Origin of the sequence: Paenibacillus sp. FSL H7-0357, assembly GCF_000758525.1 — a bacterium.
GTDB lineage: Bacteria > Bacillota > Bacilli > Paenibacillales > Paenibacillaceae > Paenibacillus_AQ.
The window spans coordinates 930042-953889 of the sequence record NZ_CP009241.1; the positions used below are offsets into that span (position 1 = coordinate 930042).

Annotated in this window: 21 protein-coding genes; 13 read left to right on the forward strand and 8 right to left on the reverse strand. The window is 51.0% G+C overall.

Annotated elements, in window-relative coordinates; all coding sequences use genetic code 11:
* Positions 1–526: 526 nt before the first annotated feature.
* The 6 genes from rbsK to H70357_RS34165 all read left to right on the forward strand — a co-directional run bounded on the left by rbsK (position 527) and on the right by H70357_RS34165 (position 5815).
* On the forward strand, positions 527–1444 hold the full coding sequence (gene rbsK / locus H70357_RS04170; RefSeq protein ID WP_231578451.1) for a ribokinase: 918 nt from the start codon (positions 527–529) through the stop codon (positions 1442–1444).
* A 43-nt stretch (positions 1445–1487) separates the two neighbouring features.
* Positions 1488–2252: a type I 3-dehydroquinate dehydratase gene (gene aroD, locus H70357_RS04175; protein WP_038586087.1), complete on the forward strand. Its 765-nt coding sequence runs from the start codon at positions 1488–1490 to the stop codon at positions 2250–2252.
* 237 nt (positions 2253–2489) lie between these two features.
* On the forward strand, positions 2490–3182 hold the full coding sequence (locus H70357_RS04180) for a response regulator transcription factor (RefSeq protein ID WP_038586089.1): 693 nt from the start codon (positions 2490–2492) through the stop codon (positions 3180–3182).
* On the forward strand, positions 3179–4543 hold the full coding sequence (locus H70357_RS04185; RefSeq protein WP_038586092.1) for a sensor histidine kinase: 1365 nt from the start codon (positions 3179–3181) through the stop codon (positions 4541–4543). Before H70357_RS04180 ends, H70357_RS04185 begins: the two co-directional genes overlap by 4 nt.
* Positions 4540–5139, forward strand: a complete 600-nt coding sequence (locus H70357_RS04190) for a PepSY domain-containing protein (RefSeq protein WP_038586094.1) — start codon at positions 4540–4542, stop codon at positions 5137–5139. Before H70357_RS04185 ends, H70357_RS04190 begins: the two co-directional genes overlap by 4 nt.
* 106 nt (positions 5140–5245) lie before the next feature.
* Positions 5246–5815, forward strand: coding sequence for a PepSY domain-containing protein (locus H70357_RS34165; protein ID WP_052091811.1), 570 nt, complete (start codon positions 5246–5248; stop codon positions 5813–5815).
* 117 nt (positions 5816–5932) lie between these two features.
* Here the strand turns inward: H70357_RS34165 and H70357_RS04200 are convergent, their stop codons facing one another.
* Positions 5933–6697: a MerR family transcriptional regulator gene (locus tag H70357_RS04200; RefSeq protein WP_038586097.1), complete on the reverse strand. Its 765-nt coding sequence runs from the start codon at positions 6695–6697 to the stop codon at positions 5933–5935.
* 220 nt (positions 6698–6917) lie between these two features.
* The gene (locus H70357_RS04205) at positions 6918–7670 is read right to left on the reverse strand and encodes a 3'-5' exonuclease (protein WP_038586099.1); all 753 of its coding nucleotides are present in this window, start codon (positions 7668–7670) and stop codon (positions 6918–6920) included.
* Positions 7671–7935: 265 nt separating this feature from the next.
* On the opposite strand from H70357_RS04205, the gene H70357_RS34170 reads away from it, so the two are divergent.
* The 5 genes from H70357_RS34170 (at position 7936) to H70357_RS04230 (ending at position 11354) form a co-directional block, all read left to right on the forward strand.
* The gene (locus tag H70357_RS34170) at positions 7936–8562 is read left to right on the forward strand and encodes a class I SAM-dependent methyltransferase (protein WP_052091812.1); all 627 of its coding nucleotides are present in this window, start codon (positions 7936–7938) and stop codon (positions 8560–8562) included.
* 187 nt (positions 8563–8749) lie between these two features.
* Positions 8750–9349: a GNAT family N-acetyltransferase gene (locus tag H70357_RS04215; RefSeq protein WP_038586102.1), complete on the forward strand. Its 600-nt coding sequence runs from the start codon at positions 8750–8752 to the stop codon at positions 9347–9349.
* A 53-nt stretch (positions 9350–9402) separates the two neighbouring features.
* Entirely contained in the window at positions 9403–10290 is an 888-nt protein-coding gene (locus tag H70357_RS04220) for a protein kinase family protein (RefSeq protein WP_038586105.1), read from the forward strand.
* Entirely contained in the window at positions 10283–10924 is a 642-nt protein-coding gene (locus tag H70357_RS04225; protein WP_038586108.1) for a hypothetical protein, read from the forward strand. The genes H70357_RS04220 and H70357_RS04225 overlap by 8 nt, the downstream gene beginning before the upstream one ends.
* Before the next feature lie 88 nt (positions 10925–11012).
* Entirely contained in the window at positions 11013–11354 is a 342-nt protein-coding gene (locus H70357_RS04230) for a nuclear transport factor 2 family protein (RefSeq protein ID WP_038598585.1), read from the forward strand.
* A gap of 58 nt (positions 11355–11412) precedes the next feature.
* Here H70357_RS04230 and H70357_RS04235 read toward each other — a convergent pair whose 3' ends face one another.
* The 6 genes from H70357_RS04235 to H70357_RS04260 form a co-directional block, all read right to left on the reverse strand.
* Positions 11413–12150, reverse strand: coding sequence for a spermidine synthase (locus tag H70357_RS04235; RefSeq protein ID WP_052091813.1), 738 nt, complete (start codon positions 12148–12150; stop codon positions 11413–11415).
* Positions 12151–12163: 13 nt separating this feature from the next.
* Entirely contained in the window at positions 12164–13660 is a 1497-nt protein-coding gene (locus H70357_RS04240) for a response regulator transcription factor (protein ID WP_038586111.1), read from the reverse strand.
* Between the two features lie 26 nt (positions 13661–13686).
* A complete protein-coding gene (locus H70357_RS04245) occupies positions 13687–15507 on the reverse strand; it encodes a cache domain-containing sensor histidine kinase (protein WP_038586113.1) in 1821 nt (606 codons plus the stop codon).
* Between the two features lie 24 nt (positions 15508–15531).
* The gene (locus H70357_RS04250; RefSeq protein WP_038586116.1) at positions 15532–16365 is read right to left on the reverse strand and encodes a carbohydrate ABC transporter permease; all 834 of its coding nucleotides are present in this window, start codon (positions 16363–16365) and stop codon (positions 15532–15534) included.
* A gap of 2 nt (positions 16366–16367) precedes the next feature.
* Positions 16368–17261 (reverse strand): carbohydrate ABC transporter permease, encoded by an 894-nt coding sequence (locus H70357_RS04255; protein ID WP_038586119.1) that lies wholly within the window; start codon positions 17259–17261, stop codon positions 16368–16370.
* A gap of 124 nt (positions 17262–17385) precedes the next feature.
* Complete coding sequence (locus tag H70357_RS04260; protein ID WP_038586122.1) at positions 17386–18726, reverse strand: ABC transporter substrate-binding protein; 1341 nt, start codon at positions 18724–18726, stop codon at positions 17386–17388.
* Between the two features lie 196 nt (positions 18727–18922).
* On the opposite strand from H70357_RS04260, the gene H70357_RS04265 reads away from it, so the two are divergent.
* Both H70357_RS04265 and H70357_RS04270 read left to right on the forward strand, forming a co-directional pair.
* Positions 18923–21475, forward strand: coding sequence for a beta-mannosidase (locus H70357_RS04265; protein ID WP_038586124.1), 2553 nt, complete (start codon positions 18923–18925; stop codon positions 21473–21475).
* Between the two features lie 27 nt (positions 21476–21502).
* Entirely contained in the window at positions 21503–23659 is a 2157-nt protein-coding gene (locus H70357_RS04270) for an alpha-galactosidase (RefSeq protein ID WP_038586126.1), read from the forward strand.
* Positions 23660–23848: the final 189 nt, after the last annotated feature.

The following is a 23848-nucleotide window of genomic DNA, read 5'->3' on the forward strand; positions in this document are numbered from 1 at the left end:
CAAACGTTTGCTCAAAATGATGTAGTCTTCCCTGGAAGCGATTGCACACCTATTCTAGCACACTTGCAGTCAAAAAGCATAACGAAGTTTTTGTGAAGAACAAACATAAGGATTCAAGAAAAAACTATATAGATTGAACTTGAGAATTTGAGATAAAGGAAAGGAGCAACGAAGGGGGATTTGGGAACTGTAGGAGCGACAGCAACCGGAAGTCTAAATATTCACCGTAGTTGCGACTGATCCTGTACTCTAACCACAAGTTCAATCTATATAAACAGAAAAGTTTGATAAAGATGGCTTCAGGCCATAAGATAAGGAAGGGACAATATCACCCTTTGAAGTGATTGCTGCTGCTGAAGCGGGCTATATGGATGTGAGAGTGACAGTTCAGCATGGTTCCGGCCGGAAGGATATTCAGGTTCTATACCGAAAGCGGACAAATTATGGCCGCAGCGGCTTAAGATAAGTATAGGTTGTAAACCCCGATTGTTCAAAATAACTAATGGTGGTGTAAAGCTTGAGTATAGTGGTGATCGGAAGTTTGAATATGGATATGGTGGTACGCACCTGCCGGGCCCCTGAAGCCGGGGAGACTTTGTTTGGACAAGGCTTCGCCTTGTCACCGGGAGGAAAAGGCGCCAATCAGGCAGTAGCCGCAGCGCGTCTTGGTGCCGAGGTAGCCATGATCGGAAGTGTCGGCCGGGATGCTTTTGGCAGTGAGCTGCTGGAGATTATGCGGCAGGAGCATATTGATGTCCGGCATATTGCCCAGAGTAACTCGCAGGCTACCGGCGTCGCGTCAATTGTGGTCGATGGAGAAGGGGAGAACCGGATTATTGTTGTGCCGGGAGCGAATATTGAACTTGGTCCAGCGGATATTGAGGCGCTTGAGCACGTAATCAGCGGAGCTGAAATGATCGTGATGCAGCTGGAGACGGATCTTCCGATGTGTGAACAGGCGGCTTCCATTGCGCAGCGCCACGGCATTCCGGTCATTCTGAATCCGGCTCCGGCCAGAGAGCTTAGCCAGGAAATGTTGAGAAATGTGACATATCTGACCCCGAACGAAACCGAAGCGGGAATCCTGTCCGGCATTGAAGTAAACAATACGGAGACGGCTGAGCAGGCGGCGCTTATTTTGCTGGGGAAAGGGGTACGGAACGTCATTGTCACTCTGGGTTCCAAGGGGGCGCTGATCGTGACTGAATCCGGCAACGCGCAGCATATTGCCGGATTCCCGGTACAGGCGGTCGATACGGTTGCGGCAGGCGATTCCTTTAACGGGGCGCTGGCTTACCAACTGACCCGCGGTGTGGCCTTGGAAGAAGCGGTGAGGTTCGCCAATGCAGTTGGTGCGCTGGCTGTAGGCAAAGAAGGGGCAATTCCGTCGCTGCCGAAGCTGCCGGAGGTCGAGCAGTTCCTGAAAGAAACAGCTGAACGGTAAGCCGGGGATAGATATAGATCGGATAGATGAGGAGCTGAAGTAAATGAGTGGCACTGTAACGGTTAAGAATGTGACTCTGGGCGAGGGAATGCCCAAGATTTGCGTATCGCTGATCGGAGCAACATTGACCGAACTGAAGGAAGAAGCGGAGGCACTGAAAGCTCTGGCACCGGATGTGCTGGAGTGGCGGAGCGATTTTTTTGCCGGAGTGGACAATATTGAGGCAGTTACGGAAGTACTGGAAATGATCCAGGCTATTCTTCCGGACCTTCCGCTGATCTTCACGTTCCGCAGCGCCAGAGAAGGCGGGGAGCGGCAGATTGCCACGGAGGATTATATCCGGCTGAATAAGGCTGCAGCCGCGAGTGGACTCGTCGATATCATTGATGTGGAGCTGTTCAATGAGGAAGCTGATGTACAGGCGCTTATCGCTGCCGCGCATAACTGCGGGGTGTTTGTGATTGTGTCGAACCATGATTTCCAGGGAACACCTTCTGAGGAGGAGATTGTGTCCCGGCTGCGCAAGGCTCAGGAGCTGGGCGGAGACCTGCCGAAGATCGCCGTTATGCCATGCAGCGCGGCAGATGTGCTGACACTGCTGGCTGCGACAAACCGGATGCAGGAGTTGTATGCGGACCGTCCGATCATTACGATGTCCATGGCCGGAGAGGGCGTAATCAGCCGCCTAGCCGGGGAAATCTTCGGCTCTGCGCTTACCTTCGGCGCGGCCCATAAGCCATCTGCCCCTGGACAGGTTGCGGTTGCCGAGCTGCGGCAGGTGCTGGAGCTGCTGCACCGCAGCCTGTAGAACCGTTCATTTATTGTCCGGCAGCAATAGAAACAATTAGAATGGGGTGTTCTAAGCCAGTGAAACGGCGGGAACACCTTTTTTGGATAGTTAATAGTTAAACATATATATGGTTCACACTATAAATCATCTTCAAGGTGCGGCAGGGTTTGAATCAGCGCCCGGTCATGCCCTACAATGAAGGCAGCCAAGTAGTTAAATCATCCACTTGCGGAACGAAGAAAGGGAGAACTGCCAATGACGGAATCCATCCTGGTCGTGGAGGATGAAGAAAAAATCGCCCGGCTGCTGCAGATTGAGCTGGAATGCGAGGGCTATCGCGTATTTATTGCGGGCAGCGGCCATCAGGCGCTTGAAATCTATCAGGCACAGCAGCCGGACCTCCTTCTGCTTGATGTGATGCTTCCCGGGTTCAGCGGAATTGAGCTGCTGCGCCGTATCCGGGTCAATGATGCGCTTACCCCTGTACTGATGCTGACTGCCAAAAGCTCGGTGGAAGACAAAGTGTCCGGGCTTGACCTTGGGGCAAATGACTATATCACCAAGCCCTTTCAAATTGAGGAGCTTCTGGCGCGTGTCCGCGCTGCGCTGCGGCTTGCGTCTACCCGAAACATTGAGGAGACAGGCAGCTGGCTTAAAGCGGATGATCTTGAGCTGAACGAAACCACGCGTGAAGTTGTTCGGGCTGGCAGAACGATTGACCTCACCCCGAGGGAGTTCGATCTGCTGGTGTTCTTGCTGAAGAACAAGCGCCAGGTGCTGAATAGAGAGCAGATTATGACCGCGGTTTGGGGGTACGATTATTACGGTGATACCAATGTCGTAGATGTGTATATCCGTTATGTCCGTAAAAAACTTACCCAAGGGGATCAGAGCGAGCTTATTCATACCGTCCGGGGCATCGGGTATGTCCTGAAGGACTCCCCATGAAGCTGCGGAGCAAAATTTATCTTTATTCCAGCGTGCTGTTTGCTGTACTCCTTGTCATTATGAACCTCGTCATTTACTTTATGTTCAGCCGGTTGTCGACAGATAATCAGCTGGATCAGGCCGCTGCAGAGACTGCCAAAATCGCTGCCGATATGCGAAGAGTTGGAACCGGTGTGGCTGCCCCGGAGCTGCTTCGGGCGTACGTGCCGATTGAGGGAATGCTCCGGCTGCTGGCTCCGGACGGGAGCGGACCGGCGCCCGTGACTTCGGCGTCGGAACAGGAGATCAGCCGGCTGAAGCCGGTATATTATAAAGACAAGCTTAGTGAAATTATCAAGGTGGATGGCCGTTCCTATGCTTTTGTGACGACTCCGGTCATCTGGATAGACGGGATCGTGATGAATGTCCAAATGACCAAAAGCCTGGAGAGTACGATGAATACGCTCCGCGTGCTGCGGGTTGTGCTGGCGGGGGCAACCGCCTTTGCACTGCTTCCGCTGCTGCTCTCCAGCCGTGTGCTGTCCGGGCTGATTATGCGTCCCATTGTGCAAATGACAGCTACGATGCGGGAGATCAAGAACAGCGGGAAATTCAGCAGACTAACGCTGGAAGATACATCCAGAGATGAGCTGGTTGAAATGGGGCGCACGTTCAACGATATGATCGCTTTGCTGGAGAGTAATTATTTGAAGCAGGAGAAATTCGTGTCCGACGCCTCGCATGAGCTGCGTACACCGCTGACGGTGATTGAAAGCTACGCCAGCCTGCTCAAAAGGCGGGGACTCACCCATCCTGAATTGTTCAATGAATCCGTTGAAGCCATCCATTCCGAGGCGATTCGGATGAAGGAGCTGACCGAGCAGCTGCTGCTGCTGGCGAAGCACCACGAACAATGGGATCTGTCCATGAAGGTTGTTGATCTGAAAGAGCTGGCCAACGCATCGGCTAAAGTCTTCCGCAATGCATATGGCAGAGAAGTCACCGTCAATGCACAGGGGGAGGTTAAAGGGTACAGCGATGAAGCGAAGCTGCGACAGCTGCTGTTCATATTTTTGGACAATGCCCGCAAATACAGCGATGAAGCCATAACCATCACACTTGGAGCCTCCGGGCAGGAGAGCCACATTATCATTACTGACCGGGGCATCGGGATTCCGAGCGGGGAGCTGCCCAGAGTGTTCGACCGCTTCTACAGAGTAGATGAGGCAAGAGGCCACCAGGGCGGAGGAGCAGGGCTGGGGTTGTCACTCGCTGCGGAAATTGCCGAAGCCATTGGAGCCAAGCTGTCCATGGAGAGTGTGGAAGGCGCCGGAACATCGGTTATGATCCGAATTGCGGCTGAGAGCAGGGGAAGACAATGAAAATAAAGAAACCTGAGAGCAAAAAATTCATATACAAAGCCGTCATTATTATTGCTGCCGTGCTGCTTCTGTCCATTGCTGCGTTTAAAATATTCACAAATGAATCCGCACAGCTGTTGACGAAAGAGCAGGCGAAGCAGGCTGTGCTGAAAGAGTATTCCGGCAGCTTAGAGAACCTGACCCTGCAATCCGGGAACTATGTAGCGGAGCTGAAAACCGGCCAGGGTCTCTATGAGCTGGAGCTGGATGGGGCAACAGGTGAGATTGTTTCCATTGTCCTGCTGGAGCCAGCCGCTTCCGCAGAGGTCCGGCCCACACCATTGCCTTCTTCGGCCCCTCCGGCAGGCGGCAGCGCCCTGCCATCCCCTTCACCGACTGCTCCGCGTGCAGTGTCAGAAGACGAGGCAGTCAAGCTGGCGCTGCAGGAGGTGCCGGGAGAACCGGATGATGTGGATACCGAAATTAACGAATCAGGCGCCTTTTATCTGGTGGAAGTTAATACAACGGATGGGCGTGAAGCGGTGGTCCAGGTGGACGCGATCTCCGGAAACATTATGTCCGTGGCTTGGGAAGAACCGGATGAGGATCATCCTTAAGCAGAATTCTCATCAATTTCTAATGTTACTGCCGCCTTTCTCTCATTTGGGCTGTGTATATTGAATACATGAGCAGCACAGATTGAACATGAGGAGGCGGCAATAAATGATGAAGATGAAATTATGGAGCAGTGTAGCGGCGGCAGCCATTCTGTTCGGGGGTGCATACAGCATCAGCGAGGTTCAGGGTGCTTCCGCAGGATCAACTGCTTCACAAAGTCAAAGCAAGACACTGATTGGCGTGGACAAGGCAGAGGCGTATGCGCTGAAGTCAGCACAGGGCCGAGTAGAGAGCATTGATCTGAAGGAGAGAATCAGCGGTTCGTATTACGAGGTTGAGATCCGTCATAACAACCAGGAAATTGACGTTCGGGTTGATGCCTACACAGGTAAAATCTTAAGCGTGCGCAAAGAAACCGATGACGATGACGATGATGACAACTACGCAGCAGCCACATCACAAAGCGGAACGATGATCAGCGCAGCTAAAGCGGCAGAAGCGGCCTCCGCCTCCGCAAAGGGTACAGTTACTGAAATTGACCTTGATGGGGACAATGGAAGTTTCGTATATGAAGTGGAGATCAGAAACGGCAAAGTGACGACCGAAGTGGGAGTCGATGCCTATACTGCGAAGGTTCTGTATACGGATGTAGATTCTGATGACGATGAGGATTGAATCCATGAATATGCAGAGGAATTAACACTTTATAAAAGCGGGGCAGCCGGATATCGGCTGCCCCGCTTTTATAGATCATACAACTGCTGTATCACTCCGGGCAAGCGGAGTGGAAGACTACTGCGTTGTACCTGTATAGACGTGCACAGTATCTCTCAGGAACTCGGCCAGACCCGGACGGCGCTTGTCATAATAGGCGGTAAAGCGTTCGTCATCCACATACATTTGTGCTACGTGGGCGTGAGCTTCTTTAGTATAAGTGTCCCAGTAGAAGGTGAGCCACTGGCGGTGCAGCTCAGCGGCTTGCTGCGCCAGCTCGCTGGCGGAATCGCCTTCCTCCATCGCCTGCTCAAGGGCTGCGAACATGTCTGCTTCAAGCAGCTGGATGGCGGCATACTGCTCTTCGGTCATATTTTTCAGCTTGCGGTTAGACTTCTCTACAGCTTCCTCCCCGTATTTGCTGCGGGCTTCCTGTCCGTACGTACGCTCATTATCGTCAATCAGCTTTTGCTTAAAGCCTGCAAATTTCTCTTCATTGCTCATGGTTATTCTCCCTTCACTTTGGGCCAGTGTTTTTTCGACGTTTGCGATTAATTGATCCAATTGCTCTCTCCGCTGAAGCAGCTGGTCATGGTGCTCCCGCAGTGCCCGGGTGCCGTCAAAGGACGGTGCGGTCACGATTTCTTTGATTCCTTCGAGGCTTAAGCCCAGTTCCCGGTAAAAAAGAATCTGCTGCAGCCGGTCGACCTCGGCCTGGCCGTAGATGCGGTATCCCGAGGAGTTGATTCTCGCCGGCTTGAGAATGCCAACCTCATCGTAATAGCGCAATGTCCGCGTACTGATGCCCGCCAAAGCTCCCAGCTTCTGCACCGTGTATTCCATAGTGGCTGTACCTCCCATAACTTGTTTCAGCGTAGTATTATTGGACCCAATTGCACACTTGTAAGCTGTGGTTTGCTGCTTACAAGATCACTCTACACCTTCACGCAACGGCAATGTCAAACACTCTTTTGTGGGGAATATCGCTCAAAAAAACAGCAGCTCCCTATAGTATGTCCACTAAGGAAACTGCTGTTAACCTTGTATTACACATGAAGCCGGATTATTTCTTGCCGACCTGTGCCGTGAAATATTCCCGCAGCTCTGCCAGCTTCCGGGGATCCGCCAGCGCATCTTCACCCGGGAAGTAATGTTCGGCGACCAGTTCCCAGGTGGGAACGATTTTTTGGGAGATCATTGCCTTGATGGCGATCTTGACCGTCTTGCGTTCTCTGGCGTTGGAGAAGGTGTCCTTGTAATGCTGGGACCGCTCAAAATCCAGGTCGTTAAAGACAGCGCGGAAAATCTCCGCGGTCATCTTGGCATCGTCCAGCGCCCGGTGAGCGGAACCGGAAGGCTCAAGCTCGAACAGGGTCATCGCACCTTCGACGCTGATATCATTGCTAAGGCCGCGGGCACGAAGCACGCCCTTCAAGAGATCAAAATAGGTTGCAGCCATCCAGTAGGAATCATCCATTTTGTGCATCCGGATGTCCTGAATGATCCGCTTCATATCCTCGCCGCCCCAGGTCAGAAGCAGCACTCCGTCACTGCTCTGATCCAGCCAGGCTCTAAAGGCGGTAATGACCTTGGGGAAACGGTCGGCGACGTCGATATCCTCTTGGGGAATGCCGGTTTTTTTCTTAATGAACGAATTCAGGGTGGAGAAGTATATAGGTTTAATTAAGGCTGAGAACTCATCCTTAACTTGCAATGAAGCGTCTAACCGGACGGCTCCAATCTCAATGACCTCCATAGGATGCTCGCTGGCAAATTTGCGGCCGTTGAATTCGATGTCCAGAATAATATAATCCACAGGTAATGCCTCCGTTTCAGTGACTGGCGCCTTACAAGCTGAAGAATGCGCCGACCCTTCTATTTTAGCAAAAAAAGCGGAGGAATGGGAAATAAGACGGGGAATTGCCGTCCGGGGTGTGCGGCTAAGGCTGTTTTTGTATTGAAGAGTGATGAGGAGCCGCGGTAAACGTGAAGAAGGATAAGGGAGAAGGTTGGAAGAATAAGTAAGCATGATGGCGTGAATTGGGAAATTGCAATTGATATATTTTTGGGGGAGGGCAATGATGAATACTCATGAAAAAGTTAAACAGTGGGAGAACGGAGAAGGGGTTGCTTTATTTCAAGGCTTAGGACTTGCAGAAGATGCGGAAATTTTGGACTACGGTTGTGGCTTCGGACACTACACCTTTGCTGCATCAAGAGCTCTAAATGGCCGGGGGACGGTTTATGCTGTTGATATTAATAAAGAATGCATGAAGGCTGTGGGTAAGGTATCCAGTGAAGAGCATTTAAATAACATTCAAGTTTTGACGGGGAATAAGGACTACACTTTGAATTTTGAGGACAGGTCTTTGGATATGATCATGTATTACGATATTTTACACGGCAACGGAACTCACCGGTTTACCTTGTACGAGGAAGCGAAGAGAACGTTAAAGCCGGATGGGATTTTATCTATTTTGCCTTTTCATTTATCTAATTTCCGAGATCAGGAAGGAAAAAAGAAAACGTACAACTATAAAAAAATCATAGATGAAGTTCTTGAGTTTGGTTTTTTTGTGCAGCAAGACCAGACGAAGATGGGCATTCATTTCGAAAAGTATCATAGTTCCTATTATATAGATAAAGGCTGTGTGGAGTTTGAGGCTCTGGAGAGAGCGGAAATACTCAATTTTAGAAAGAACAGCTGAATGCACTGAACAATTTGCTTCAGGGAAGAAAATCTTAAGTTGGAGCAGTACTTCGGTTCCTGGTGTTGATTTGTACATTGAACACTGATAGGCAGTATAGTTTAGCTATAATTGTTTTTCCCTAGCCATGGAATCTACTAGAGAGATATGCTAAGCAATAGGACATTTTTCCAGGGAGGGATATATCATGGACAGCAATACTTATTATATTTCTGAAGAAAACACTTTTATCATTGACTGTAAGGATGTAATTTTAAGAGAATTCAAAGTTTCTGATTTAGATAAGTTTCATTCACTTACATGGCAGCCTGAAATACATGAATACTTGCCAGGTTGGAACGTATCAAAAGAGCAAAGAGAAGATTGGTTAATAAATTACGAAATTCCAGAGAACAAGCAGTTTCTACATGCTGTATCGGAAGGTGGAGACATTGGTGAACTCCGTCTTCGCTTGGGAATTATATTGAAAGAGACGGGAGAGCTTATCGGCTGGTGCTGTACGGGATTAAAGGATGAATTGCCGCCCCCAAACCGAGAGATCATGTATGCCATATCAAAAGATCATAGAGGTAAAGGTTATACAACCCAAGCCGCCCAAGGGATAGTCAAGTATTTATTTGAGAATACGAACGTCGAGGTGCTTAATGCTATTGCTCTTTTAATTAACTTGCCATCGAGTAGAGTCATACAAAAATGCGGGTTTGACTTTCAAGGTGTTATCGGGATTGATAACGATAGATTTAATTTTTATAAACTTGATAAAAAGGGTTGGACAATCAAACGCTAAAAGTCGAACGCAGAACTAGAATGATTTTCATTCAATGGCACAGGAGGCAGACGATGAGCGGAAACGGATATAGATTTGTAATTGACGAGGTTACGTTTCAACTGCAGGAGGCCTACTCTTTTGATTGGCTGACGGCAATGGGGCGGGTGTTCCGGGTGTTTGATGAGCAGGATTCCGGAAATATCAGCTTTGGGGTTGAGCAAGACGGATGCAAGTATTTTGTGAAGTTCGCCGGAGTGAAAACGATGGAATTTCATGGTGATCCTGCGGAAGCGGTTGAAAGATTGATTCAGGCGGTTCCTCTCTATGAGGAGCTGCGGCATCCGTCGCTAATCCAGTTGTTATCTCATGGTCCTGTGGAAACGGGATATGCAGTTGTTTTTGAATGGACGGAAGGCGAGTGCCTGCATTCGCATTGGGCTTTTGGCGGAGCGGCCAAGTATAGTGATCCCAAATCGCCTTTTTACCGCTTTAGGGCCTTGTCGACGGAGAAACGGCTGGATTCTCTGGAGGTCATCTTTGGCTTTCATGAATACATAGAGTCTAAAGGATATGTGGCTGTGGATTTTTATGACGGAAGCATTCTCTATGATTTCACTAAGGACCGTACAGCGATTTGCGATATTGATTTCTATCAACCTAAGCCCTTCTTTAACGGCATGGGAGAGCAGCTATGGGGTTCCAAACGGTTCAAATCACCGGAAGAGTACCTTCTGGATGCCCCAATCGACGAAATCACCAATGTATATAATATGGGGGCTACTGCTTTTGTACTACTGGGTGGAGAAAGTGACCGTTCCAGGGATAAATGGGAAGCGGGACCGGAACTGTACAAGGTTGCGCTGCGGGCCGTAGATCCAGAGCGGGCTCAGCGTTACCGGAGTGTCTCGGAGTTCAAGGCGGAATGGGATAAGGCGAGGAAGGAAGCAAACGATGGATAATAAATCCACTGCAAAACAAAAATTTTTTTCGATAGTAAAGGCAATTATTATTGGAGTTATTCTGGGGTTAGCAGCAAAACTTGTGGATAATCCGAATATAAACCCGATATTTGACAATCTCGGAGGACGTCTTGGTATATGGGTATTTGTTGCAACACTTTTATCAGTTTTCAGTTATTCTCCCAAATTAGCGGCTGTTAATATATTTGCCTTTTTTGGGTCGATGCTTACCGTTTATTATCTTTACACAACGATTGTGCTGCATTTTTTTCCAGAAAGAGAAATTGTTTTTTGGGGGTTATGCGCGGTGGTATCTCCTGTTAGTGCTTATGTTATGTGGTATGCACGCGGGAGCGGATTGTTTTCTAATCTTATTTCGGCCCTTCCAATCACAGTATTACTGTCAGAAGGGTTTGAATTACGTAACGCTTACTTACCCGTTCACCATCATTTCTATTTAATTCCATGGCTTATGGGGATATATCTAATAATGATAGTTGTTTTGTTACTTAGCATTCCGAAAAACAAAATTCAAATTTTGTCCATTCTGCCTATAGCCCTTATTTTGTCTTTTATCATGATCTATTTTAATGTTTTTGGCCGGATATTTGGTGGAATGAACGGTGTATTGTAGGGCCGGATTTCGCCGGGTACGAATAGTGGCAGAAAGAAGGATTACAGTGCTTGAAAAAAAAGGCTTAGGATACAAGGAACTGAACGCAATGGCCAAGCAGATCTGTGAACTGGAAGAGAAGCTGCTGAACACGGAGGTGCGCACTTCGCCGGATGAATTGTCGCGACTGCTGGCAGACGATTTTTTTGAATTTGGAAGCTCCGGGAAGGTATGGCATAAGCGGGACTTGATGGGCGAAGAAGGAGCGGGCGAGGTCCGAATGACCCTGAGCGGGTTCGAACTTCATCCGTTATCCGGGGAGGCTGTGCTGGCCACCTACCGGATCATGAACGAAGAGACGGGTGGAGAGACACTGCGCAGTTCAATCTGGAAATTCAGGGATGGGCGGTGGCAGATGTTTTTTCATCAAGGAACTCCGGTGAGAGGATAGGGTTAATCAGGCTGTGGGTTTCCCCAACGGAGACCCTCTGTTTATAGGTTATCCATGCTTAGTCCCGGATCACATGCCCCTGCCCAAGGGTGACTTCCACAAACCCGGCCATCTGCCGGGCTTGATAGCGGATCGGCTTGCCGCTGCCCATGATGATGATATTGCGGATGTCGGCGGTGCCTTCCGAAGGGAGGGCAAAGGCTTTGATATAGGCGAATTCCCCGGCTAAAGTCGTGTGGATGGCCCCTATCAGGCGGTCCTTTTCACTTCTGCCCATCAGGTTCATGATGATGGAGCCGCGGCTGTTCAGCTTGAAACGGGCCAGGGTGAAGAACTCGCTGGAGACCAGATGCCGGGGAGTGCCGTCAGCGGTGAAGGCATCCAGAAGAATGAAGTCATAGCGGCGTTCCGGCTCGCCCTCCAGAATGCGCCGTCCGTCCCCGACAATGACATTGTCCTGGCTGTAGCCAAAATGCTGCCGGCTCAGCTTCACAACCTCCGCATTCACTTCGGCCACTTTAAAGCGCTTCTCCGCAAAATAACCGGCAATCGTTCCGATCCCATGTCCAATCAGGAATACATCTTCGAAATAAGGTTCGCCAGCTTCCATTAGATGGATCATCGCGCGCGGATATTCAAAGATCACCCGCCGGGGGTGGTCCAGATCAAGGGCGCCCTGAATGGCGTCTCCCGAAAACTGCAGTACGCGGAATCTGCCTCTCTCACCATATAATTCTGTCGTTTCGTACACCTGGATTTCGGGGTTGTTCTTTGAGTTCAGGAACTCTGGATGCAAGGTATCATTCTCCTTAAACAAGTGAAATGCGTTTATATTCGTTCGGCGTAACACCGACAACTTTCTTGAACAGCTTGTTGAAATAAGCAGGGTCGGGATAGCCGACCTCGGTGCCGATCTCGTGCACCTTCAGATCCGGCGCATTCTTCAGCAGCTGCTTCGCTTTGCGGATGCGGGTTTCAATTACATAGTCGGTCAGTGTCAGCCCGGTCTCCTGCTTGAACAGCTTGCTTAAATAGCTTGGCGTCAAAAATACCATACCGGCCAGCATGTTCAAATCGGCATGCTGATTATAATGGGCCGCTACCCAGCGCTTGACCGTTTCAACGGCCGTACCGGACATCTCCAGCCGGTGCTTGCGGATTTCGTTCAGCGCGACCGAGAAGGAGGAGGTGAAGAGTTCCTCAATTTCAGCAAAGGCCATGCAGGCTTCGATTTGCTCTTCCAGCCGCTGGCTGCAGTCTTTTCGGTAGACCGCCTCAAATTCCTGCAGCTCCTTGCGGGCAGTATCCTCAACCTGCCGGCAGGTGCGCAGGATCAAGTCGGGATAAGCCTGCTGCAGCTCCAGCACAGAGAACAGCTTGTGCAGCCCTTCCAGCACCCCGGCCACATTTAGAATCTGCAGCTCATGGATCAGCGGCTCCCGGAATGGAGGGAAGGGATCACAGACAGCCTGCACCGGTGCCTGGAGCTCTTTAATCGTAACATAATGCAGCGGCAGCGGACTATAAATCCCTGCATCGCAGGCGAGCTTGGCTTCAAGATAGGCTGTTCTAAATTTGCCGGGATCATCGTAGGAGCGGCTGGCCCCCGCATGGAGACGCTGGCCCTTGCTTGCAAAGCCGATAATCTCTCCGATTTCGTGTGATTCTTCAGGGGTGAGCGGCTGTGCGGAATAACAGATCCATGCCTGCAGCCCTTTCTGCACTTCCAGCGTATCGAGGAGAAACGCCTTCTCTTGCCGCAGACTGTCTGCAATTCCGCAGACTTTTTCCTGGGAGCTTCCTTTAAGGACATAGACTGTGAAATAAGGCTGGGGCAAGGTAAGGCCGCTTAAAAGAACGGCAGAGGGCTCTTCGATATGCAGCAGGGAGTGCAGCAGGCCGGTGCGCTGGCATTCTTCTTTTTCCCGCAACAGCTTCTGCTCCTTCTCCAGACTATACAGCACTTCGAAGAGCTGTTCTTTGTTGATAGGTTTGAGCAGATAATCTACCGCTGAACTGCGGATGGCTTCCCGGGCATAATTAAATTCAACGAATCCGCTCATCAGCAGGCTGCGAATCCCGGGGTGGTTCGCTTTAAGCTGCCGGATCAGCTCCAGCCCGTCGATTTGCGGCATACGGATATCGGTTATAACAACGTCAATGTGGAGCGAGGGGAGCGCATCAAGTAAATGTTTGCCGTCCGGATAAATGCCGGCGACAACGAAGGTGCTGCTCTCTTTGCTGATCATTCGTGCCAGACCTTCGCGAATCAGAACTTCATCATCTACAATCGCAATACGCAGCAAGCCGAGTCCCCCTTGTTGGAATGATATTATTCTTCGCTGTGATCGTCCGAAAGATCCTCGATTCGTAAGGTCACACGGGTTCCTGTGCCAAGTTCACTCTGCACGTGTAATCCGAAGGGGCCGCCGTAATGCAGACGAATGCGCTCATTCACATTTCGCAGACCGATTCCGAACATTTCACCGTCTGCCCCGCCCATCAGACTGTTATTCAAAGCGCGCAGGGTATCCTCATCCATACCTATTCCGTCATCCTCGACGCAAAATACAGTATTACCGTCCTCCTCCCAAGCCGTAATGTTCAGTGTGCCCGGCCCCTCCTTAGGTTCAAGCCCGTGAAAAACGGCATTCTCGACAATCGGCTGGAAGACCAGCTTGATCACCGGCAGCGGCAGGAATTCCTCCGGCACATGGATATTGAGCCGGAATTTATCCGGAAAGCGGATTTGCAGCAGATGCAAATAATTACGCACATGATCCAGCTCATGCCGGATCGTAACGGTTTCTTCACTGCGGACAATGCCGTAACGCATCTGCAGCCCAAGCAGATAGGTGAGCTTCGCGACGCGGGGGTCATCACTGCTCTCCGCCAGCATGCGGATGGATTCCAGCGTATTGTAAATAAAATGCGGGTTAATCTGGTTCTGCAGCGCCCGCATATCTGCCTTTTGTTTGCGTTTCTCCGTAAGGGAGACCTCCTGAAGCAGATCCTTGACCCGGATAATCATCCGGTTGAAGTGGCTGCCGAGCATCCCGATTTCGTCATTATATTTCGGATGCAGCCAGACATCCAGATTGCCGTGCTGCACCTGCTTCATCAGACGGACCATCGACTTCAGCGGTTTGGTCAGTGCATAGGAAATAAAGGTGGCAACGACGAGCGCGAAGGCAATAATCGACAGAGTAGTGAAAATCAGCCGGTTGCGGTTCTTCTCCACCGGGGAGAGGATACGGTCCAGCGGAATGGAAACAATGGTCGTCCAACCGGTCTTCTGGGATACCCTGTACACTGCAAGAACATCAAGGCCATCCAAAGTGATTTGAAAGTGGCCATTGGGAGCGGTAACTTTCTGCAGCAGCATCTGTGCATGTTCCCGTTGTTTCGGGGTCTCTTGGCCGTCCATATGCTCACCGTCGTACATTAATTCGCCCTTGTCGTCCACGATCAGCGTATTGCCCTGGGTGACGGCGTTTACAGGATCAACGATCCCCTTGAAGAGGTTGTTGATATCAATGTCGAAGACAAGGATTCCGATATTTTTGAGCGTGCTGACCGAAGTAATGGTGCGCAAAACGCTGAACACCTCTTTGTGGTCACCGGAGTTTACACGGATCGTATGCCTGCCTTGGACTACCGGAGCTACACCGGCCCCCTCGGTGAGGCTTTGCCACTGCGCCAGCCGTTCCGCCGGGAACAATTCATTGATGCCGGGAGCCCTGTCAAAAAAAACGGAACCGTATTTGTCCACTAAGTATACGGCAATAATCTGTTCTTTCGTATGGTTCAAATAGCTCAGGAACATCGACATGCTGGTGTTCTTTTCCCAATCGGTATTACGCTGCTCCAGGTAGAACTGAACATCGGTATTGTACAGCGGCAGCGCCGTGTACCGCTTGAGATCGGCAACATACCGGTCTGTGGTATCCGAAGCGCTGTCTGCCATCTGTCCGGCACTCTTTGTGGAGCTCGACAGCACCGAGTTGAAGGTGGAGCGTGAAGAAAGATAGCTGACGTAAGTGATTGGCAGGGAGATCAGAAAAATAAATACGACAATCAGCTTTCGCTCCATTGGCAGGTTGGCCAGGAACAGCCATATGCTGCGCACAATTCTCCGGATGTAAGAGACCACTATGGTTATTCCTTTCCGTACCCCCTATTTGACGGCGCCGCTGGTTACCCCCTCAAAGATATAACGCTGCAGGAAGAAGTAAAGAATGACTGTCGGCAGCAGGATAAGCAGAATGGCTGCACAGATCAAATTCCAATCGGCTGTATTGACCCCCTGAAAACGCATGAGGACGGTGGTAACGACGCCGAGGCTTTGTTTTGGCATATATAGATAGGGGATGTACATGTCATTGTAGATGCTGATCGTCTTCAAAATAATCAGTGTTGCCGTCGCCGGTGACAGCAGCGGGAAGATGATCGAACGGTAGATTTTGAACAGGGATGCACCCTCAACCATCGCATTCTCATCGAGATCAACGGGGATGTTGCGGATGAACTGTAAATACAGGATGATCTGAATGACGTCTGCTCCGATATAGAGTACGATCGGAGCACCCAAGGTGTTGTAGAGGCCCATACTTTTGATGATGCCAAAGGTCGCTACCTGAGTAGTAATGCTTGGAATGATGGTCGCCACAAGATAAGCGCCGAATACAATCGGCTTCAACTTGAAAGAGAACCGCCCCAGTACATATGCCACCATTGTCCCAAACAGAATGTTCAGGGTCAATGTAATAATGATAATAATCAGCACGTTGCCGAAGCCGCTGAGCAGTCCGCCGCGCTGAAACACAGTCACGAAGTTATCGAAGTTGAAGAAACTGCGCGGCAGAGCCATGGAACTGCTGCTGTTAAATTCTTCGGTTGATTTGAAGGCGTTGACCACCACGACATAAGGCGGAAAGAGTACGACGAATACGCCGATAAGCAGCGTGAAGTATTTAAAAATGTCTTTTAGGCTAAGTTTGGAATGTTCCATGGCTACTTATCTCCTCCCCGGTTAAGAACCAATTGCTGCAGCAAGAGCACAACAACGACAATGAAGATCAGGATAACGCTCATCGCTGAGGCCAGGCCATAGTTATTAAAAGCAAAGGCGGTATCCACTACACGCTGAACATAGGTCTGGCTGGCACCCGCCGGGCCGCCCTTGGTCAGCACGAACGGCAGATCGAACACTTCCAGCGCGCCGGTTACGGTCAGGAATAAATTCAATTGAATGACGGGCTTCATATTCGGCAGTGTAATTCTCCACAGCGTCTGAAACGAGCCTGCACCATCTATTTTGGCCGCTTCATAAATGTCTTTCGGAATCGCCTGCAGCGAGGCAATGTAAATGACCATATTGTAGCCCATGAACCGCCAAAAACCAGTGGAAGCGAGCGAGTAGTTCACCAGTCCTTCAGTACCGAGCCAACTGGTCTGTCCTAGTCCGGTGAGGCCGATGCTGTTCAGGAACATATTGAGTGAACCATTGGTAGTATCAAACACATAGCCGAACATGAAGGCCACGGCTACACCGTTCATGATATAAGGCAGGAAGAGCATAATCCGGAACCCGTTTTTACCCCGCAGCTTGCTGTTCAGCACAACGGCGAAATAAATGGCGACAATATTCTGGACTATCCCCATCGCAAAGTAGGCAAAGTTATGGGTGAACACCTTGAAAATATCAGGATTGCCAAAAACCTCGCGGTAATTGTCCAGACCGACCCAAGGCTTCTCAGGGCTGTACCCGTCCCAGTTGGTAAAGCTGTAATAGACCAGTTTAATGGCCGGATAATAAGTGAATGTCGCCAGCAGGAGCAGTGGAATCAGCAGGAAGGATACAATGATAATGAGCTTTTGCTTGTTATAGGATAATGTTCCGAACATCGCTTAACCTTCTTTCTGAATAGCGCTTTGGTCAATGACGACAAAATGGATTATCCGGAGAAAGCGATAATCCATTTTGCGCCGGGGGATTGCTAGGTTCTAACGTTACTGGTCTTGCTTAAGATTAATAGCCGAGGTCTTTTTTTGCTTTGGCCCAGGATTTGTTCCATTTGTCGAAGACGGATTGCGGGTCCTTGGCCAGGACGAACTCCTGTGCCATAGCCGGCAGATCGAGCTGCGCCTTGTTAGTAATCTCTGTTACCTTGGCATCATCCACTGTACCCTCTTGCAGGGTTACGCCAGTTGCCTGGAATTCCTTCAGTTGGGTCAGCTTGGATTCTTTGCCTTTCAGCGGGGAGATAAATCCGGCGAAATCCTCATAACCGGAATCCTCGATCATCCATTTCACGAACGCTTTGGCAGCATCCAGATTTTTGCTGTCCTTGGCCACAGCATAGAAGAAGTCAGGGCTGAGCGGTGCAGTAAGGGTGCCCGAGTTATCATAAGGAAGCGGGAAGAAACCTACATTGTCAGAAGTAGTGCCGGCGCCGATGACTTGATTGATGACCCAATTGCCAAGGAAGTACATGGCGAATTTGCCTGAGGCAATGTCCTTCTTCGATTGTTCCCAGTTAGTAGAGTTGATGTCTTTTTCCAGATAGCCCTTTTCGTTCAGTTCTCTAAGCAGGTTGAGTGATTTTCCGTAGCCGTTGTCCATAGTGAAAGGTGTTTCGGAGGTCAGCTTTTCGTTCGGGAAATCCGGGTTGCCTGCAATCACGCGGGGAACAGAGTACACCCAATCGTTAAGCGGCCATTTGTCCTTGAAGTTGGAAGCGAGCGGAACGACACCTTTGGCTTTAAGCTTTTCGCAGGCAGCGAGGAATTCATCCCAAGTCTTCGGAACCTCGGTGATGCCTGCATCGGCGAAGGCTTTTTTATTGTAGACAATCCCAGTGGTGGAGTTACCTGTGGTAATTCCGTAAAGCTTGCCTTCATAGGATTTGAAATCTTTAAAGGTGATCTGATCATTCAGGCCGAGATCGTCCAGGGAAGCAAAATATTTCGGAAGATCGGAGTTGGGAATGGAAGGAATGAACATCACATCAGGAAGCTCACCACTGGCCATTCTGACCTTGGCTTGCTGGTTGTAGTCTGTTTGGGAAGCTTCGAACTCGACCTTTATGTTCGGATACTTCTCGTTAAAGCGTTTAACATATTCGTCATACTCTTTGCCGATCATATCGGTTCTGTTGGTCAGGAAGGTAATCTTTCCGCTAATGTCGGAACCGCTTCCAGCCGCTGGCTCAGTAGTTGCTTCACTGCCGGAATTCTCTGGTGCTTTGGTTGCAGCCGGCTCATCTGTGGCTTTAGCTGCGTTGTTATTATTGTTCGATCCGCAGCCTGTCAGAGATAAAGAGAAAGTCATGGTGATAACAAAAAATAACGAAAATAACTTGTTTCTCATTGCGTTGTCCCCTTTTCGTTTTGATGTTAGCGTTTACATTATCATTATAGCGTCATTGATTCCAGCATTAAATGTATTCAATTATTATTTATTGTCTTTATTTGTTTTCTTTCTGGGTTTATAATTACTTTGTTGCTAACAATAAGATAACAAAATATAATGAAACAAATGAATTTTGCTGAAATAGGGAGGACTTATGAAATCATATCATCTTGAATTGACAAGCTGGGAATTTAGAGCCTGCGGTGATGAAACGTGGCTTCCGGCGGTTGTGCCGGGAACGGTGCACACGGATTTGCTCCGCAATGGACTTATTTCGCAGCCCTTTTATGGAAAGAACGAGCATGAGCTGCAATGGATCGACAAGAAGGACTGGGAGTACAGAAGCAAGCTGCGGCTGGAAGAAGAATGGCAGAGCCTGGCCATTACGGAATTGGTCTTTGCGGGCTTGGACACCTATGCCGATGTTTTTGTGAATAATGTGCATGCGCTTTCAGCAGACAACATGTTCCGGGCCTGGACTGTAAATGTCAAAGGGCTGCTGGTGGCCGGTGACAATGAAATTCTCGTGAAATTCCGTTCCGTAGTTAAGGAAGACCTGCCGAAGCTGGCGCAGCTGGGGTATGATCTGCCGGCGCCCAATGATCAATCAGAGCTGGGCGGACTGCAAGAGCAGCGGATTAGCGTATTTGCCCGCAAAGCTCCGTATCATTATGGCTGGGACTGGGGCCCGAGATTTCTTACCAGCGGAATCTGGCGGGAAGCGGCGCTGCAAGGCCGGGATGCCGCAGCCATTACGGATCTCTATATCCGCCAGAATGGAGTCAAGCGGGAAGAGGCGCGGCTTACAGCTGTCGTGGAGATTGAAGCTCCGCAAGCTTGCGAGGGAATGCTGCGGATCACGACTGCTAATGGACAGGAATGGATGCAAGCGGTTTCTGTTCCTTCCGGCAAGCACACTGTGGAGATGGATATTGTCGTTGACCAGCCGGAGTTATGGTGGTGCAATGGGCTGGGCACGCCTCATTTAACTACCTTCCGGGCAGAGCTGCTGGATAGCGCTATGGTATTGTCCAGTGCAGAAGTAACTACCGGGCTGCGGGAGATCAAGCTGATCCGCAAACCTGATGCGAAGGGCGCTTCATTCAAGTTTGAGCTGAACGGCGTCCCGGTATTCGCAAAGGGCTCCAACCATATTCCGAACGATAGCTTCACCACGGAAATAACGGAGGAACGTTACCGGCACGAGATTGCCACAGCGGTAGAGTCGAACATGAACATGCTGCGGGTGTGGGGCGGCGGAATCTATGAGGAGGAAGTTTTTTACCGGCTGTGCGATGAGTATGGGCTGCTGGTCTGGCAGGATTTCATGTTCGCCTGCAGCATGTACCCGGGAGATGAGCCTTTTCTTGAGAATGTACGGAAGGAAGCAGAATACAACGTGCGCAGATTGCGCAATCATCCCTGCATCGCCCTATGGTGCGGCAATAATGAGATTGACTCCGCCTGGTCGCAGTATGAGGATAACATGGGCTGGGGCTGGAAAGAAGGCTACAGCGCTGAGATCCGCGAAACACTCTGGGGTTATTATGAAGAAATCTTCCACCGCATTCTGCCGGAAGCGGTAGCGGCTTATCATCCGGGTGCTGATTACTGGCCATCCTCTCCGCTTCGTGAACTTACTACTGATCAAGATCAGCATGCGACGCGGATCATGGGTGAGGGCGATATTCATTACTGGGGTGTATGGCACGGGATTGAGCCTTTTGAGAACTATAACGTCAAGGTAGGCCGCTTCATGAGCGAATACGGCTTCCAGTCCTTCCCTGAGCTGAAATCGGTGCTGAGCTACGCGGAGGAAGAGGATATGGAGCTGGAATCGGAAGTGATGCTGGCTCACCAGAAGAATGGACGGGGCAACCTGATCATTAAAGAGTATATGGACATCTACCTGCCGCAGCCGAAGGACTTCAGGTCATTCCTGTATATGAGTCAGATTCTTCAGGCAGAGGCGATGAGAATCGCTATTGAAAGCCACAGAAGAAACAAACCGTATTGCATGGGAACGTTGTACTGGCAGATGAACGACTGCTGGCCGGTGGCTTCCTGGGCTGGCATGGATTATTACGGCCGCTGGAAGGCACTGCAATATACGGTGCGCAAAAGCTTCCAGGAACTTCTGCTCTCTATTGAAGAGATGGATGGGGAGAACCTGCAAGTGCATGCCGTTTCAGATCTTCAAAAGGCACTGGCTGGTGAACTGGTACTCCGGCTGTATGATTTCAGCGGCTCGCTATTGCGTGAATGGACACAGCCGGTCCAGCTGGAGGCCGATTCGGCGGCGGTGGTCTTCGCGGTGCCGACTGCGGAACTGCTGCAGGGCAACGATCCGAAGCAGGTGGTATTGGTGGCTTCTCTGCTGGCGGACGGCTCCCTACTGGAGCGTAAGGAGCATTACTTCGCTGCGGCCAAGGACAGCAAGCTGAACCGGCCGGTTCTTACGGTGACCGAGATTCCGGGCAGCCTGGACTTTACGGTCAGCAGCGACGTGCTGGCCAGAGGGGTATACCTGACGGCAGAAGAGGAAGGTATCTTCTCGGATAACTTCTTTGATCTGCTTCCGGGTGAGCCGAAGACCGTGCAGTTTATGCTGCGGGGCAATGGAGATCGGGAATTCATTCCCGTAGCGCCAAAGGGGCTTGAGATTCATTCGATGGCTGACTATGTGAAGGAAGATTACCTGGGGTAAAAAACAGTAGAGAGAAGGAACCGGACCATGGCAATTTGGGTACAGGAAGACAAGGGGATAGTTCATTTACAGAGCAAGGGTATGAGTTATATTATCGGCATCTTCAATAACTATCCGATGCATGTCTATTGGGGTAAAAAACTGCGCCATGACGGCAATCTGGGTGGACTGCCGCATCTCGGGGCGGGTACCGGCCTGGACCGGCTTCCGCAGGAATATCCGCAGTACGGCACGGGCGATTACCGCGTGCCGGCTTATCAGGCCAAGCTTACGGACGGCACGCGGATTACTGAGCTGCAGTACACCGGATACCGTGTACTGCAGGGCAAGCCAACGCTCGCCGGACTTCCTTCCGTGTATGTGGAGTCCCCTGAAGAAGCAGATACGCTGGAAATTACGCTGCGAGATGATTACTCGTCGCTGAACGTTATTTTACGCTATACCGTATATCGTGACACGGATGTGATTGCCCGCTCGGTAGAATTTGTTAATGACGGCCAGGCGCCGCTTGACCTGCTGCGCGCGCTGAGCGCTTCCGTCGATTTCCCGGAGGACGGCCAGTTTGATCTGATCTATCTTTCCGGCGGCTGGTCGCGGGAAGCGAATCTGACCCGCAGACGGCTGGAGCAGGGCACTACCGCACTCCAGTCCCGCCGAGGAATGAGCAGCCATCAGCACAATCCGTTTGCCGCGCTGGCCAAGCCGGGTACAGACGAGCACCAGGGCGAGGTATACGGCTTCTCGCTGGTCTACAGCGGCGGGTTTGCGGCTGAAGCGGAGGTGGATGCCTTTGGTTCGACCCGTCTCTGCATTGGGCTGAACCCTTTTGACTTCTCCTGGCATCTGGCTGCGGGAGAAAGCTTCCAGACTCCTGAAGTTGTTATGGTCTACTCGAATGAAGGCCTTGGGGGCATGTCGCGGATTTATCACCGCCTGTACCGCACCCGTCTGGTAAGGGGGATGTACCGCGACAAGGAGCGGCCGATTCTGGTGAACAACTGGGAGGCAACCTATTTCAATTTCAATGCCGACAAGCTGGTGGAGATCGCCGCCGAAGGCTCGAAGCTGGGCATCGAGCTGTTTGTGCTCGATGACGGCTGGTTCGGCAAGCGCGATTCCGACAACTCCTCGCTTGGCGACTGGACCGAGGACCTGCGTAAGCTGCCGGGCGGACTGGCTGATGTGGCGAAGCGGGTCAACGACCTTGGTATGCAGTTCGGCCTGTGGGTGGAGCCGGAAATGATCTCGCCGGACAGCGAGCTGTACCGTGAGCATCCGGACTGGTGCCTCCATGTACCGGGACGCCGCCGCACCGAAGCCCGCTGGCAGCTGGTGCTGGACTTCACCCGTGCGGAGGTCCGGGAGTACATCTACGATGCGCTGAGCAAGATCTTCTCCACCGTGCCGGTTGCTTATGTCAAATGGGACATGAACCGCAACCTGACGGAGATCGGCTCGGCTTGCCTGCCGGCTGAGCGCCAGGGAGAAACTGCCCACCGCTATGTGCTGGGCCTGTATGAGGTGATCGAGCGCCTGACGGCGGACTTCCCGCATATTCTCTTCGAGAGCTGCTCCAGCGGCGGCGGCCGCTTCGATCCGGGTCTGCTCTACTATATGCCGCAGACCTGGACCAGCGACGACACCGACGCCGCGGAACGCTTGAAGATCCAGTACGGCACCAGCCTGGTGTATCCGGTCAGTGCGATGGGCGCGCATGTCTCGGCGGTGCCGAATCACCAGGTTGGACGCGTCACGCCGCTGTCCTTCCGCGGGGATGTCGCCATGTCCGGGAACTTCGGCTATGAGCTTGACCTGACGAAGTTCACGGACGAGGAGAAGGAGCTGGTGAAAGAGCAGGTAGCGAATTATAAAGAAATTCGCGGCCTGGTGCAGCAGGGCAATCTGTACCGGCTGCAGAGCCCGTTCGAGGGCAACGAGACGGCCTGGATGTTCGTCTCGGACGATCAGCGCGAGGCGCTGGTCTATTACTTCCGGGTAATGGCTGTGCCTTACCCGCCGCGCCGCAGCCTGCTGCTCAGCGGCCTGAACCCCGACTATAACTACACGCTTACAGACAGCGGTGAAGTATACGGCGGTGACCGGCTGATGCAGGCCGGGCTAGCGCTGCCGGACATCCAGCAGGACTATGTGAGCGGATGTTTCCACTTAAAGGCGCAAGCATAATTAGCATTTAGGAGAATAGGAGAAGCCAGGGGGACTTGGCTTCTTTTGTTTTGTTTGGGGAACCACTGAGAGGTGAAAGTGCGTCTGAATTCGGCACATTTTACTGAACGTTGGCCCGCTGAAAAGCGCTAATTGTTCGTGTTTAATGTAACTTTCATGTGAGTTATTGCTTTTTTGTTGCCGAAAATG